Origin of the sequence: Actinotalea sp., from assembly GCF_041597215.1 — a bacterium.
GTDB lineage: Bacteria > Actinomycetota > Actinomycetes > Actinomycetales > Cellulomonadaceae > Actinotalea.
Genome location: NZ_JBFHHB010000056.1, coordinates 1 through 14,714 on the forward strand (window position 1 = coordinate 1; position 14,714 = coordinate 14,714).

The window sequence follows — 14,714 nt, forward strand, 5'->3', positions numbered from 1 at the left end:
CGCGTCGGGGACGGGACCGAGGCCTGCCTCCCGACGGGCGGCGGCGATCCCCGCTGCGGTGTGGCGAGCGGTCCCGCTGGGCGCGTCGACCTTGTCCGGGTGGTGCAGCTCGACGACCTCTGCCGACTCGAACCACGGGGCCGCCTTGGCGGCGAAGGCCATCGCGAGGACCGCGCCGATGGCGAAGTTCGGGGCGATCAGGACACCGAGGGACGGCACCTGTGCGAGGTGCTCGCGCACCCGGCCGAGGGATCCCTCGTCCCAGCCCGTCGTCCCGACGACGGCGTGGATGCCGGCGTCGATCAGCGCGTGCACGTTCGCCTCGGTGGCCGAGGGCACGGTGAAGTCGACGGCGACGTCGGCAGCGCCGGCGGAGAGCTCCGCGAGGTCGTCGCCTGCGTCGAGCCGGGCGACGAGCTCGAGACCGGGGGCGGCGTCGACGGCCGAGCACACCGCTGTACCCATCCGCCCGGCGGCGCCGAGCACGGCGACCCGGATGGTCGGGCTGATCTGGCCTGCGGACGTCTGCTCGCTCACGAGGATCGAGCCTAACCGCTCCGTGCCGCTCGACCGACGGACGCCCACGGGCACGCGCCGGGGTGGGTGGCGCTCAGCCGCCGAAGGGGCCGACCTTGACGACGGAGCGCGGGCGCGAGGCCAGCTCCTTGGCGAGGTCCTGGACCTGCTGCGCCGTGACCGCGCGCACGCGCTCGAGCGCCTCGGACTGGCTCAGCAGCTCGCCGTGCACCAGCTCCGCCTTGCCCAGCCGGTTCATCCGGGCGCCGGAGTCCTCCAGGCCCAGCACGAGGCCACCGGAGAGCTGACCGATGCTGCGCGTCAGCTCCGCGGGGGTGATGGGCTCCTGGGCGATCCGGTCCCAGCCCTCGGCGAGCAGGGCGAGCACCTGGTCGACGTTCTCCGGCGCACAGCCGGCGTAGAGGCCGAACAGGCCCGTGTCGGAGTGCCCGGCGGCGAAGGAGTAGACCGAGTAGGCCAGACCGCGCTTCTCGCGGATCTCCTGGAAGAGCCGCGAGGACATGCCACCGCCGAGGACGGCGTTCAGCACGAGCAACGGGTACCGGCGGTCGTCCGTCCCCGTCAGCCCGACCCCGCCGAGGATGACGTTCGCCTGCTCGGTCGCCCGCCGCACCACGGTCTCCACTCCGTCCGCGGCGATCGGCGCGGGTACGTCCGGACGACGGTCGAGGGAGGGGACGTCGTCGAGCTGCCAGCCCCCGGCGTCGAGCGCGGCGGTGACCTGGGCGCACAGCGCCTCGTGATCCACCCCGCCTGCGGCCGCGACGACGAGCCCGGCCGGGACGTAGTGCTCGTGGTAGTGGTCCAGCACCGAGTCGCGCGGCACCGCGCGGATGGCACCGGGGGTGCCGCCGATGGGCCGCCCGAGCGGGTGCGCTCCCAGGACGGCGGCGGCGAACTGCTCGTGGACGACGTCGCTCGGGTCGTCGTCGTTCATCGCGATCTCTTCGAGGATGACTCCTCGTTCGAGCTCGAGCTCCTCGGCGTCGATCGACGCGGAGGTGACCATGTCGGAGATGACGTCCACGGCCATCGGCAGGTCGGCGTCGAGCACGCGTGCGTAGTAGCACGTGTACTCCTTGCCGGTGGCGGCGTTGGCCTCGCCGCCCACGGCGTCGAAGGCCTCGGCGATGTCCATCGACGAGCGACGTGCCGTGCCCTTGAAGAGCAGGTGCTCCAGGAAGTGCGTGGAGCCGTGGTTCCCGTCGCGCTCGTCACGCGAGCCGACGCCCACCCAGGCCCCGACGGTGGCCGAGCGCAGGCCCGGCATGGCCTCGGTCAGGACCCGGACCCCGCCGGGCAGGACGGTACGGCGCACGATGGCGCCGCCGTCCTGCCCGGCGGTGAGCTCGCTGCCCGGTCGGGTCAGCGGGAGAGAGAGCGGCACGTCAGGCCTGGTCGCCCTCGGCCTTGGCACCCTCGGCGGACTCCTCGACCACGGCGTGCAGCGAGAGCTTCCCGCGCGGGTCGATCTCACCGATCTCGACCTGGACCTTCTGGCCGATCGACAGGACGTCCTCGACGTTGTCCACCCGCTTGCCGCCGACGAGCTTGCGGATCTGCGAGATGTGCAGGAGTCCGTCCTTGCCCGGGCTGAGCGAGATGAACGCCCCGAAGGTCGTCGTCTTGACGACGGTGCCGACGAAACGCTCGCCGACCTCGGGCATCATCGGGTTGGCGATGGCGTTGACCATCGCGCGGGCGGCCTCGGCCGAGGGGCCGTCGGTCGCGCCGATGTAGACCGTGCCGTCGTCCTCGATCGAGATGTCGGCGCCGGTCTGCTCCTGGATCTGGTTGATCATCTTGCCCTTGGGCCCGATGACCTCGCCGATCTTGTCGACCGGGACGTTGACCGTGATCACGCGCGGGGCGTGCGGCGACATCTCGTCCGGGACGTCGATCGCCTCGTTCATGACGTCCAGGATGTGCAGGCGCGCCTGGCGGGCCTGGGTCAGCGCGCCACCCAGCACCGAGGCGGGGATGCCGTCGAGCTTGGTGTCGAGCTGGATGGCCGTGACGAACTCGCGCGTACCGGCGACCTTGAAGTCCATGTCACCGAAGGCGTCCTCGGCACCGAGGATGTCGGTCAGCGCCGCGTAGCGCATCTCACCGTCCACGGAGTCCGAGATGAGGCCCATCGCGATGCCCGCGACGGCTGCGCGCAGCGGGACACCGGCGTTGAGCAGCGACAGCGTCGAGGCGCAGACCGAGCCCATCGAGGTCGAGCCGTTGGACCCGAGGGCCTCGGAGACCTGACGGATCGCGTAGGGGAACTCCTCGCGCGTCGGAAGCACCGGCATGAGCGCGCGCTCGGCGAGGGCGCCGTGCCCGATCTCACGACGCTTCGGCGAACCCACCCGGCCGGTCTCACCGGTCGAGTACGGCGGGAAGTTGTAGTTGTGCATGTAGCGCTTGCGCGTCTCGGGCGCGAGCGTGTCCAGCTGCTGCTCCATGCGGAGCATGTTCAGCGTGGTGACACCCAGGATCTGGGTCTCGCCGCGCTCGAACAGCGCAGAGCCGTGCACGCGCGGGAGGACCTCGACCTCGGCGGACAGGGTGCGGATGTCCGCGAGCCCACGGCCGTCGATGCGGACCCCGTCGCGCAGCACGCGCTGACGGATGAGCTTCTTGGTGACGGCGCGGACAGCAGCCGACAGCTCCTTCTCGCGACCCTCGAACTGCGCACCGAGCTCGGCGAGGGCCTCGGCCTTGATCTCGTCGAGGCGGGCCTCGCGGGTCTGCTTGTCGGCGATGGTCAGCGCCTCGGCGAGCGGAGCGGAGACAGCGGCCTCGACCGCGGCGTAGGTGTCGTCCTGGTAGTCGAGGAACCGCGGGAAGTCCTTGGTCTCCTTGGCTGCCTTGGCCGCCAGCTCGGCCTGCGCGTCGCACAGCGCCTTGAGGAAGGGCTTGGCTGCCTCGAGGCCCTCGGCCACGACCTCCTCGGTGGGGGCGGCGACGCCCTCGTTCTTGATGAGGTTCCAGGCACCGTCGGTGGCCTCGGCCTCGACCATCATGATGGCGACGTCGTCACCCACGACGCGACCGGCGACGACCATGTCGAAGACGGCGCGCTCCTTGTCGGAGTACTTGGGGAACGCGACCCACTGGCCGTCGATGAGCGCGATGCGGACACCGGCGATCGGGCCGGTGAACGGCAGGCCCGAGAGCTGGGTGGACAGCGACGCGGCGTTGATCGCGAGCGTGTCGTAGGCGTCGTCCGGGTGCAGGGCCATCACCGTGATGACGACCTGGACCTCGTTGCGCAGGCCCTTCGCGAAGGTCGGGCGCAGCGGGCGGTCGATCAGCCGGCAGGCGAGGATCGCCTCGGTGCTGGGGCGGCCCTCGCGGCGGAAGAACGAGCCGGGGATGCGCCCGGCGGCGTACATCCGCTCCTCGACGTCGACCGTCAGCGGGAAGAAGTCGAACTGCTCCTTGGGGTGCTTGCCGGCCGTGGTGGCCGACAGCAGCATGGTCTCGCCGTCGAGGTAGGCGACGGCGGAGCCGGCCGCCTGACGGGCCAGGCGGCCCGTCTCGAATCGGACGGTGCGGGTGCCGAAACGACCGTTGTCGATCGTTGCCTCGGCGAACTGGATCTCGGGTCCCTCCACGGGAGCCCCTCTCTCTCGAAGTCGCCGGCCGTGCGACGGTCTTCGATCGAGGTCCGCGGATCACCGATCCGCGAGCCACTACCGAGGACCGGACGCGGGGCCGGTCGTGGGGTGGTGACTACCGGACCAGCCCGGACCCGTGACGGGTCCGGGCTGGTCCGGGTGGTTCAGCGGCGCAGACCGAGACGCTCGATCAGGCTGCGGTAGCGGTCGATGTCGATCTTCTGCAGGTAGCCGAGAAGACGGCGACGCTGACCGACGAGGAGGAGCAGGCCACGACGCGAGTGGTGGTCGTGCTTGTGCTCCTTCAGGTGCTCGGTGAGGTCGAGGATCCGCTGCGTGAGCATCGCGACCTGGACCTCGGGCGAACCCGTGTCGTTGGGCGTCGTCGCGTACTCGGTCATGATGCGCTGCTTGGTGGCGGCGTCAAGGGGCACGGTGTTCTCCTGGTCTGTCGTTGCGCGGTGCTCCGGGGCATGTCCACCCGGGCGCTCTGGATCCGCGGCCGATCACACGGCGGAGCGAACGTTACCAGTGTGTTGCGTCCTGCCCCAACATGAGCGGGCCGCCGGCGAGGACGGCACGGGTGGCCACGACGTCCTCGTTCATCTGCGCGACGAGCGCCTCGATCGAGTCGAAGCGCCAGGTCGGTCGCAGCAGGGCGACGAACTCCAGGACGACCTCCTCGCCGTACAGCGTGAGGTCCGTCCGATCGGGCACATGGGCCTCGACGCGGCGCTCGACCCCGTCGAAGGTCGGGTTGGTGCCGATCGAGATCGCGACCGGAAGGTAGCCGTCCGGGTCCCCCGCTGGGTGCTCGACCCGGCGCATCCACCCCGCGTAGACGCCGTCCGCCGGCACCATGCCGGTGGCGTCCCGTGCGAGGTTGGCGGTGGGGAAACCCATCTCGCGGCCGCGCGCGTCGCCATGGACGACCGTGCCGCGGACCCGATGCGGGCGACCGAGGATCTGCGCCGCTCCGTTCACGTCGCCCGCCGCGAGGAGCTCGCGGACCCAGGTCGAGGACCAGCGGCGCGAGGCGTCGACGGGGCCGTGCACGTCGTCGATCACCTGGACGGCGAAGCCGTACCGCTCCCCCAGCGCACGCATCGTGCCCAGGTCGCCCACGTTCCCCTTGCCGAACCGGACGTCGTGCCCCACGACGACGGTCGAGGCGTGCAGGGCGTCGACGAGGTAGTGCCGGACGAAGTCCTCTGGGCTGTTGCTCGCGAACTCGAGGTCGTAGTGGATCACCAGGACGGCGTCGAGGCCCGTCTCGGCGAGCAGCTCCAGGCGGTCGGCCAGCCCGGTGATGAGCTCCGGCGCCTCGTCCGGCCGGTGCACCTGGGCGGGGTGCGGGTCGAACGTCACCGCGACGGCGACGCCGCCGATGGCCCGTGCGTCGGCGACCATCGTGCCCAGAACGGTCCGGTGGCCGCGGTGCACGCCGTCGAAGTTGCCGATCGTGACCACGGACGGCCCCACGTTCGCGGGGACGTCAGCGAGGTCGATCCAGCGGTGCACAGGTGCTCCTGTCGATACGTCGCGCGCCCGGCGCGACGGCAAGTGTCCGGCTCGGCCGCCGGACACCGGGCCCGGACGACGGGGACCAGCCTGCCACCTCCGGGCCGGTACCCCCGCCCCGGAGGCTCAGGAACCGTCCGCCGGACGGGTCTGCTGCCGATCCGCGGGGCTCGGCCCCCCGACCGCACCACCGGCCTGGTCGGCGACGAAGGACGCCACCCAGGCCAGCGCCGCGTTCCAGTTCACCGTGATCTCGTTCGAGGCCCAGGACTCGATCCGGTCGAGGTAGCACGTCGCCGGCGCGGTGTCCTCGGTGAAGGCCGCCAGCATCGCCGGGTCCCAGGTGCTGACCACCGAGTTGGGGCCGCCGGCGAGCGAGCCGACCGGGGGGTGCGGCAGAGCCGGGTCGAGCTGGTGCGCGAACATCCGGCTGTGCTGGTTCCTCGAGAACCGGTCGCCGTAGCCGGTCACGTAGGACCGGTCGAGGGCGTTGCGCCCGAACAGGTGGTCGAGCGAGCCGAGGACCGCCCGCTGGAACCTCGGGTCGCCGGTGAGGTCGAAGGCGACGGCGAGCACCACCTGGTTGTTCACGGCGATGCCGTTCGAACCCCACTGGTAGACGCCGTCCTGCGGCGAGTACGAGCTGCCGAAGGCATGTGCCTGCTGGGCGGCGAGGTGCAGCTCGGCGCCGGCGACCACCGATGCCCGCACGGCGTCGCGGCCCGGGAGGTCGTGGGGCACCGTCGCGAGGGTGAGCCGGCCGAGCGGAGCGGTGCGCCCCCAGTCGAACCCGTCTGCCTCGAAGATCTCGGCCGTGTGCAGGGGGTTGTCGAGCACCGCCCGGGCGAAGACGTCCTCGCCCGTGGTGACGAAGAGCTCTGCTGCCGCCCAGTAGAACTCGTCCGTGACGTCGTCGTCGTCGTAGGGGCCACCGCCGTCGGCGCCCGCAGCGGCCGGTGCGTAGAGCGCGGGGTGCGCCTGCGCGGCCGCCCAGGTCGCGCGCGCCGCGTCGAGGAGCCTCGCCGCGAAGGCCGGGTCGAGCTCGGCGAAGAGCCGTGCGCCCTGGGCAGCGACGGCGGCGACGTTGAGCGTCGCAGCGGTCGAAGGACGGTGCAGGGAACGCGGCGCCGGATCCGCAGCGGGGTCGAGCGGGAGGCCCGTCCAGCCCTCGTCGTGGACCTTGTGGTGAACCATGCCGGCGTACTCGCCGGTCGGCACCCTCATGGCGAGCATCCACTCGAGCTCCCAGCGGGCCTCGTCCAGGACGTCCGGGACGCCGTTCCCGTGCTCGGGCACCCTCAGCGTCCCGTCACCGAGCGCGCCGGGCGTCGCCGTCGGTGCCGTGAGGGTTCGCTCGTAGGTGCTCAGCAGCTGGGCGACGGCGATGCCCCCGTTGACCACGTACTTGCCGTGGTCACCCGCGTCGTACCACCCACCGGACACGTCGAGCCGGTAGTCGCCCGTCCAGCCGTCGTAGTAGTCGCGGGGCCCGAGGCAGGGCACGGCGAGGTCGCCCCGGTTGGGGGCCACCCCCAGGTGCCCGGCCGGCCGCGCGTACTCCGCGCCGGCGATGGCGCCGTCGATCGCGATCCCGGAGCGCTGGAGGTAGAAGAAGTGGAGCGCGTCATGGCGCAGCCGCTGGTAGAGATCGGCGTCGATGACGACCGGCCGGCTCGTCACCCCGTCGACCACGAGCCTGAACCCCGTTCCGGCCGTCGTGACCTCGGAGAAGTCGATGACGTGCACGGGGAGGGCCGAGCCCTGGTCGATGCCCCGCGGCTCCGAGAGACCGGAGGCCAGGACGGCACCGTCGTCCTGGCGGAGCTGCCAGGCGAGGGGCTCGGTGGCCTCGGTCACCAGGGTCGCGGCCTTGGGGCCGTGCGGCAGGTAGCCCACCTGGTTGAGGAGCAGCCGAGAGCGGCTCGCCCCAGGGCCGTCCAGGGTCTGGGGAGCCACGATGCCTCCGGTGGATGGGATCGGTCCCACGGATCAGTGGGAAGCCCCGACGCTACCGGCAGACGGGGCGCCTCCGACAGGACCTGGCCGCTGGGACCGCCCCTCAGGCAGGAGCGAACACCAGCACCGGTCGCGAGCGCCCGTCGACGTCGGCGAGGAGAGCCACCAGGGTCCCGTCCGGTGCGAACGCCGCGACCGGTCGCTCGGCCGTGCCGACCGGGGAGGGGACGACGTCGAGCCGCTTCCCGTAGGAGAGCAGGACGGCCTCCTCCTGGCTGAGCTCACGCGCGGCGAAGGTGGCGCGCGCCGCCGTCGCGAGCGGCAGGATCGCCCCGTCCGCGTCGGGTTCCAGCGACTCGAGCGTGGCCGCGACGTCCAGCCCGTAGCCACCGACCCTCGTGCGGCGCAGTGCCGTCAGGTGGCCGCCAACGCCGAGCCCCGCCCCGAGGTCCCTTGCGAGGGCGCGGATGTAGGTGCCGGAGGAGCACACGACGCTGACGTCGACGTCGACGACCGCGAGGCCCTCGTCCGCCGCCGGGCGCACCTCGTGGATCGTGAACTCCGAGATCGTCACGGGCCGGGCGGGGAGGTCGACCTCCTCCCCCGCCCGCACGCGGGCGTAGGAGCGCTTGCCGTCCACCTTGATCGCGCTCACCGAGCTCGGCACCTGCGCGATCTCACCGGTCAGCGCGGCCACCCCTGCCTCGATCGCCGCAGTCGTCACCGAGCCGGCATCCGTCCGCACGAGGACCTCACCCTCGGCGTCGTCCGTCGTCGTGGACACGCCCAGACGGATGGTGGCCCGGTACTCCTTGTCCGCACCGACGACATAGGTCAGCAACCGTGTCGCCCGGCCGATGCCGAGCACCAGGACCCCGGTGGCCATCGGGTCGAGCGTCCCTGCGTGGCCGACCTTCCGTGTCCTGGCCAGCCTGCGCACGCGCGCGACGACGTCGTGACTCGTCCACTCGGCCGGCTTGTCGACCACGAGCAGGCCGTCGGGAGCCGGCGGTCGGCGGGTCGGACGGCCGACGCCCCCGGCGGGGGTCTGGTCGTGGGTCACCTGTCGGTCTCCGCTCTGCTCGGACGCCGGCGGCGCAGCCTCAGCCCTCGGACTCGTCCTCGTCGTCCTCGACCGGATGACGGTAGGGGTCCGACTCCCCGGCGAACTGCGCACCGGAGGCCAGCGCGGCCACCTCGGCGTCGCGGGCTGCGGCCTCGCGCAAGGCGCTCTCGAGGTGCGCAGCCGTCTCGGGGATGGCGTCGGCGATGAACTCCAGGGTCGGCGTCAGCCGGATACCGGTCTGCTTGCCGACCTCCGAGCGGATGATCCCCGTCGCGCTGGCGAGTGCGGCAGCCGACTCGGCACGCGCGGTCTCGTCGCCGAACACGGTGTAGAAGACCGAGGCGTGCTGCAGGTCACCTGTCACCCGGACGTCGGTGACGGTCACGAAGCCCAGCCGGGGGTCCTTGATCCGGGTGTCGAGCATCTGCGCGACGATCTGGTGGATCCGCTCGCCCATCTTGCGGGCGCGGGGGTGATCGACCATCGGGGACTCCCTCCCGTCCCGATGCGACCGGGACGGCGAACGTGCGCGCCGGGGGCACGCGGTGCTGGTGGTGGTGCTGGTGCTGGTGCTGCGGCCGGGGCTTCCCCGACCGCCCGATGGACCGCGTGCCCCGGGGGGCACGCGGTCCAGGGCGGAGGCCCTACGAGCGCGGCTTCTCGCGCATCTCGTAGGTCTCGATGACGTCATCGACCTGGAGGTCGTTGAAGGAGCCGAGCCCGATACCGCACTCGTAGCCCTCACGGACCTCGGTCGCGTCGTCCTTGAACCGCTTGAGCGACTCGATCGACAGGCCCTCGGTGACCAGCTGGCCGGCACGGAGCACGCGCGCCTTGGCGTTGCGGCGGATGAGACCCGACCGGACCAGCGAGCCGGCGATGTTGCCGAACTTGCTGGAGCGGAAGACCTCGCGCACCTCGGCGGTGCCGAGCTGCACCTCCTCGTACTCCGGCTTGAGCATGCCCTTGAGCGCTGCCTCGACGTCGTCGATCGCCTGGTAGATGACCGAGTAGAACCGGACGTCGACACCCTCGCGGTCGGCGAGGTCCTCGACGCGCTCGGCGTACTTGACGTTGAAGCCGATGATGATCGCGTTGTCGACCGTCGCCAGGTTCACGTCGTTCTGCGTGATCGCACCCACGCCACGGTGGATGACCCGCAGGTCGACCTCGTCGCCGACGTCGATCTTGAGCAGCGCATCCTCGAGCGCCTCGACAGCACCCGAGACGTCGCCCTTGAGGACGAGGTTGAGCGTCTCGACCTTGCCGAGCTGGAGCGCCTGGGTGAAGTCCTCGAGGCTGATGCGCTTGCGACGCTTCGCCAGGAGGGCCGCACGCTCGGCGGCCGCACGCTTCTCGGCGATCTGCCGAGCCGTCCGGTCGTCGGAGGCCACCAGGAAGGTGTCACCGGCGCGCGGCACGGAGGTCAGGCCGAGGACCAGCACCGGACGCGCCGGCGTGGCCTCCTCGACCGGCTCGCCGTGCTCGTCGAACATCGCACGGACACGGCCGTAGGCCGTCCCGGCGACGATCGAGTCGCCGACGCGGAGCGTGCCGGACTGGACCAGCACCGTGGCGACGGCTCCGCGACCCTTGTCGAGGTTCGCCTCGACGGCCACACCGCGGGCGTCCTTGTCCGCGACGGCCCGGAGGTCGAGCGCGGCGTCGGCGGTGAGCAGGACGGCCTCGAGCAGATCGTCGATACCCATCCGCTTGAGAGCGGAGATGTCGACGAACATCGTGTCGCCGCCGTACTCCTCGGCCACCAGGTTGTACTCGGTCAGCTGCTGGCGGATCTTCGAGGGGTTCGCCCCCTCCTTGTCCACCTTGTTGACCGCGACGACGATCGGCACGCCGGCGGCCTGGGCGTGGTTGAGCGCCTCGACCGTCTGCGGCATCACGCCGTCGTCGGCAGCGACCACGAGGATCGCGATGTCGGTGACCTGCGCACCACGGGCACGCATGGCGGTGAACGCCTCGTGGCCCGGGGTGTCGATGAAGGTGACAGCGCGGTCGACGCCCTCGTGCGTGGTGTGCACCTGGTAGGCACCGATGTGCTGGGTGATGCCTCCGGCCTCGCCCGCCACGACATCCGCCGAGCGGATCGCGTCGAGGAGCTTGGTCTTTCCGTGGTCGACGTGACCCATGACGGTGACGACCGGGGGACGCGGGACGAGGTCCTCGTCGCCCTCCGCGGCCTCCTCGGCCTCGAGGTCGATGTCGAAGGACTCGAGCAGCTCGCGGTCCTCCTCCTCGGCCGACACCATCTCGATGCGGTAGCCCAGCTCTGCAGCCAGGGTGCCGAAGGTGTCCTCGTCGAGGGACTGCGTGGCGGTGGCCATCTCACCGAGGTGGAAGAGCACCGTCACCAGGCTCGCGGGGTTCGCGTCGATCTTGTCGGCGAAGTCGTTGAGCGAGGAGCCGTGACGCAGCCGCAGGACAGTCGTGCCGTCGCCGCGGGGAACCTGCACCCCGCCGAGCGACGGAGCCTGCATCTGCTCGAACTCCTGGCGCTTGGCGCGCTTGGACTTGCGGCCACGCACGGGGCGCCCTCCGGCACGCCCGAAGGCACCCTGCGTGCTTCCGCGACCCGCGCCACGACCGCCGCCACCGGGACGACCGGCGAAGCCGCCGCCGCCCGCAGGAGCGCCACCGGGGGCACCGCCGCCGGCGCCGCGGGAGAAGCCGCCGCCACCGCCGCGTGCGCCTCCCGGGCCACCACGACCGGCACCGGCCGGGGCACCCGGACGGCCGACGGACGTCCGGCCCGGCATCATGCCCGGGTTCGGGCGGGGTCCACCGCTGCCGGCGGCAGGACGGGGACCGCCCGGACGCTCGGCGCCGCCCTCGGGACGGGCGCCCTGACGGGGCATGCCCTGGCTGGGCGCGAAGGGGTTGTTCCCCGGACGCGGACCACCCGGACGCGGACCACCCTCACCACGACCACCCTCACCACGACCGCCCTGACGGGGCATGCCCTGGCTGGGCGCGAAGGGGTTGTTCCCCGGACGCGGACCACCCGGACGAGGACCACCGGGACGCGGTGCTGCTGCGCCGGTGCTCTCCTCAGCGGCCGGAGCCGCGGGAGCAGCAGGAGCCTGAGCGGCGGGTGCTGCGGGGGCCGGTGCTGCAGGTGCTGCAGGTGCGGCAGGTGCCGGTGCTGCCGGGACCGGTGCGGCGGGAGCCGGTGCCGCAGCCGGGGCTGCCGGTGCGGCAGGCGCCGGTGCGGCCGGGCTCTCGGCAGCCGGAGCAGCCGGAGCTGCCGGTGCTGCCGGGCGCGCCGGAGCGGCGGCACGGGCGGGCTTGGCGGCCGGAGCAGAGCCGGCCGGGTAGATGTCGCGCAGCTTGCGCACGACGGGCGGTTCGATGGTCGACGACGCCGAGCGGACGAACTCTCCGAGTTCGTTCAACTTGGCCATCAGGGCCTTGCTCTCGACGCCGAGCTCCTTGGCGAGCTCGTACACGCGGACCTTTGCCACAACTCTCCTGTCTCGGTCCGCCCGGACAGGGTCGGACCGTCGTTAGTGCCGGGTACTCATCGCTGGGTACTCATCGCTGGGTACTCATCGGGTAGCCATCGGATTCCAACCCGCTTTCCATCTCGGTGAACGACGGACGTGCCGACTCCGGCACCAGGCCGCCCTGCTCCAGTCGGGCCCTGACCGGTGCGAGGTCGAGGTCCGGTGTGCGCAAGGCACGGGCGAACCCTCGACGCCGTTCGGCGAGCTCGAGGCAGTGCAGGTCGGCATGCAACCAGGCGCCCCGTCCAGGAGCGCGACGCGCATCATCGACCTCTGCGTGGGGGGACCCCGCACGGACGACGACGACGCGGACCAGGACGGACCGCGGACCTCGACGACGGCACCCCACGCACGTACGCAGCGGGACGTGCCGACCCTCGGGGGCGGCACGATCCGCGACGGCGGGGCCGTCGGATGCGTGCTCGGGGAGCCGAGCCCGGGGCCCAGCCTTCACGAGTCTAGCGCCCCTGCCCCCGAATCGTGACTTTCCTCGACATCCGGCGCCGTCCGGCCACCCTCGTCGGAGCGGATGTCGATGCGCCAACCGGTGAGCTTGGCGGCGAGGCGCGCGTTCTGCCCCTCCTTGCCGATGGCGAGCGAGAGCTGGTAGTCGGGCACCACGACGCGCGCCGACCGGGCGGCCAGGTCGACGACCTCGACGGACGAGACCCTGGCCGGCGAGAGCGCGTTCGCGACGAAGGTCGCCGGGTCGTCGCTGTGGTCGACGATGTCGATCTTCTCGCCGTGCAGCTCGGCCATGACCGCCCGCACGCGAGCGCCCATCGGGCCGATGCACGCGCCCTTCGCCCCCAGTCCGGGCACCGTGCTGCGCACGGCGATCTTCGAGCGGTGCCCCGCCTCACGGGCGATCGCCGTGATCTCCACCGAGCCGTCCGCGACCTCGGGGACCTCGAGCTCGAAGAGCTTGCGGACCAGCCCGGGGTGCGTCCGCGAGAGGGTGATCGACGGGCCCTTCATCCCGCGTGAGACGTCCAGCACGAAGGCACGCAGTCGCTCGCCGTGGACGTACCTCTCGGTCGGCACCTGCTCGTGCTGCGGGAGCACGGCCTCGGTGCCGCGGACCGCGACGAGCACGGTGCGCGGGTCACGGCCCTGCTGGATGACCCCGGCGAGGACCTCGCCCTCCGTGCCCTTGAACGTGCCGAGCACCTGCTCGTCCTCGGCGTCGCGCAGCCGCTGCACGATGACCTGGCGCGCCGTCGCCGTCGCGATCCGCCCGAAGCCGTCCGGCGTGTCGTCGAACTCGGGGCCGTAGCGCGGGACGGGCCGAGGCCGGTAGACGGTCGAGGGCTCTGCGCTCGGAGCGGAGGCCGCCGCGCCTGGCTGCTCCGTGCCGGGCTGCCCGTCCGACCCGCCCGTGGATGCATCGACCTCGGCTGCCGGCGTGGGCTCGTCCTCGAGGCGCTCGCGCGCCCAGACGGTCACATGACCCGTGCGCCGGTCGAGCTCGACGCGTGCGTCGGGGAACGAGTAGGGCACCTTGTGGTACGCCGAGAGGAGCGCCTGCTCGATGGCGCCCACGAGCACGTCGAGGCTGATCCCTCGCTCGTTCTCGACCAGCCGTAGTGCCGTCATGTCGATGTCCATCAGTCCTGCTCCTCCTCGTCGTCGTGCCCACGCGTGAGCTCGACCTCGACATGCCCTCGAAGCACGGTGGCGGGATCGACCGATCGCTCGCCGCCCTCGGAGTCTCGCAGGACGTACGCATCGGCGTCGGCCTCCACGAGCCTGCCCTCGAGCACCGCACCGTCCTTCAGGACGAGCCGGACCAGACGCGTACGGGCGCGGCGGAAGTGCCGCAGCTCGGTCAACGGGCGGTCGGTCCCCGGCGTGGAGACCTCCAGCGTGTACGCGCCCCTGACGGGCTCCGCCGCATCCAGGGCCGCCGAGATCTCCCGCGAGACCTCCCCCACCGTGTCCAGGTCGAGGCTGCCGATGGCGTCGTCGTCCAGGTCGAGCACGATGCGGACGACGGTGCGTCGCCCCGCGGCGGCGACGACGACGTCCTCGAGGACGAGTCCCGCGGCGCGGACGGCGGGCTCGATCACCGCTCGGACCTTCTGCGCAGGTGCTGGCGTACCCATTCGGGCCTCCTGGGGTGCCGTGGCGGGCCAGCCGGACGACGACCCTGTGGACTTGTGAGCCCTCAGCCTAACGACACAACCGGGACATGGGAGGATCAGCGCGATGACCAGGTCGAGGAGCACCGGCGGCGGCGCGCGCCAGGGCACGCCCCTGCGCCGTGCCGCAGTGGCAGCGCTGTGCCTGATCGGCCTGCTCGCCGGCAGCCCGGCGCTCGCCGGTTGTGCGGTCCGGCTCGAGACGCCCGCGCCGACGACACCCGCACCCGGTGCCGCCGAGACCGCACGGCAGGACGCCGTCGCTGACGCCCTCGCGATCGCCGACCTGGCCACGGCCGCCGCGGCCGATCCGGGATCGGCCGCGCTCGCGGAGCGCCCCGAGCTGGCCGAGGTCCTCCTC

The 14,714-nt window shown here is 72.2% G+C and carries 13 protein-coding genes; 1 reads left to right on the plus strand and 12 read right to left on the minus strand.

The features are described from left to right. From ABWK99_RS05915 to rimP, 12 genes are all read right to left on the minus strand, one after another. Positions 1–510: 4-hydroxy-tetrahydrodipicolinate reductase (locus ABWK99_RS05915; RefSeq protein WP_372593789.1), on the minus strand; the 510-nt coding region annotated here is incomplete at its 3' end. A gap of 100 nt (positions 511–610) precedes the next feature. Then, on the minus strand, positions 611–1,924 hold the full coding sequence (locus ABWK99_RS05920) for a M16 family metallopeptidase (protein WP_372593777.1): 1,314 nt from the start codon (positions 1,922–1,924) through the stop codon (positions 611–613). Position 1,925: 1 nt separating this feature from the next. Then, entirely contained in the window at positions 1,926–4,145 is a 2,220-nt protein-coding gene (locus ABWK99_RS05925) for a polyribonucleotide nucleotidyltransferase (RefSeq protein ID WP_372593778.1), read from the minus strand. 167 nt (positions 4,146–4,312) lie between these two features. Then, positions 4,313–4,582 (minus strand): 30S ribosomal protein S15, encoded by a 270-nt coding sequence (gene rpsO / locus ABWK99_RS05930; protein ID WP_372593779.1) that lies wholly within the window; start codon positions 4,580–4,582, stop codon positions 4,313–4,315. Positions 4,583–4,673: 91 nt separating this feature from the next. Continuing rightward, positions 4,674–5,669, minus strand: coding sequence for a bifunctional riboflavin kinase/FAD synthetase (locus ABWK99_RS05935; RefSeq protein WP_372593780.1), 996 nt, complete (start codon positions 5,667–5,669; stop codon positions 4,674–4,676). Between the two features lie 126 nt (positions 5,670–5,795). Then, positions 5,796–7,625, minus strand: a complete 1,830-nt coding sequence (locus ABWK99_RS05940; RefSeq protein WP_372593781.1) for a glycoside hydrolase family 9 protein — start codon at positions 7,623–7,625, stop codon at positions 5,796–5,798. A 103-nt stretch (positions 7,626–7,728) separates the two neighbouring features. Beyond that, entirely contained in the window at positions 7,729–8,688 is a 960-nt protein-coding gene (gene truB, locus ABWK99_RS05945) for a tRNA pseudouridine(55) synthase TruB (protein ID WP_372593782.1), read from the minus strand. Between the two features lie 40 nt (positions 8,689–8,728). Further along, positions 8,729–9,175: a 30S ribosome-binding factor RbfA gene (gene rbfA, locus ABWK99_RS05950; protein ID WP_372593783.1), complete on the minus strand. Its 447-nt coding sequence runs from the start codon at positions 9,173–9,175 to the stop codon at positions 8,729–8,731. Between the two features lie 160 nt (positions 9,176–9,335). Then, positions 9,336–12,170 carry a translation initiation factor IF-2 gene (gene infB / locus ABWK99_RS05955; protein ID WP_372593784.1) on the minus strand — a complete coding sequence of 945 codons (2,835 nt, stop codon included), beginning with the start codon at positions 12,168–12,170 and terminating at the stop codon, positions 9,336–9,338. 70 nt (positions 12,171–12,240) lie between these two features. Beyond that, positions 12,241–12,666, minus strand: coding sequence for a YlxR family protein (locus ABWK99_RS05960; protein ID WP_372593785.1), 426 nt, complete (start codon positions 12,664–12,666; stop codon positions 12,241–12,243). Next, complete coding sequence (gene nusA, locus ABWK99_RS05965) at positions 12,663–13,820, minus strand: transcription termination factor NusA (protein WP_372593786.1); 1,158 nt, start codon at positions 13,818–13,820, stop codon at positions 12,663–12,665. Before nusA ends, ABWK99_RS05960 begins: the two co-directional genes overlap by 4 nt. After that, positions 13,820–14,317: a ribosome maturation factor RimP gene (gene rimP / locus ABWK99_RS05970; RefSeq protein WP_372593787.1), complete on the minus strand. Its 498-nt coding sequence runs from the start codon at positions 14,315–14,317 to the stop codon at positions 13,820–13,822. The genes nusA and rimP overlap by 1 nt, the downstream gene beginning before the upstream one ends. 103 nt (positions 14,318–14,420) lie before the next feature. Here rimP and ABWK99_RS05975 point away from each other — a divergent pair. After that, positions 14,421–14,714: hypothetical protein (locus ABWK99_RS05975; protein WP_372593788.1), on the plus strand; the 294-nt coding region annotated here is incomplete at its 3' end.

What these genes read in the sequence shown, in the direction of transcription:
- rimP (WP_372593787.1), bottom strand. Translation starts at nt 14,317, where the DNA reads ATGGGTACGCCAGCACCTGCGCAGAAGGTCCGAGCGGTGATCGAGCCC.
- nusA (WP_372593786.1), bottom strand. Translation starts at nt 13,820, where the DNA reads ATGGACATCGACATGACGGCACTACGGCTGGTCGAGAACGAGCGAGGG.
- rbfA (WP_372593783.1), bottom strand. Translation starts at nt 9,175, where the DNA reads ATGGTCGATCACCCCCGCGCCCGCAAGATGGGCGAGCGGATCCACCAG.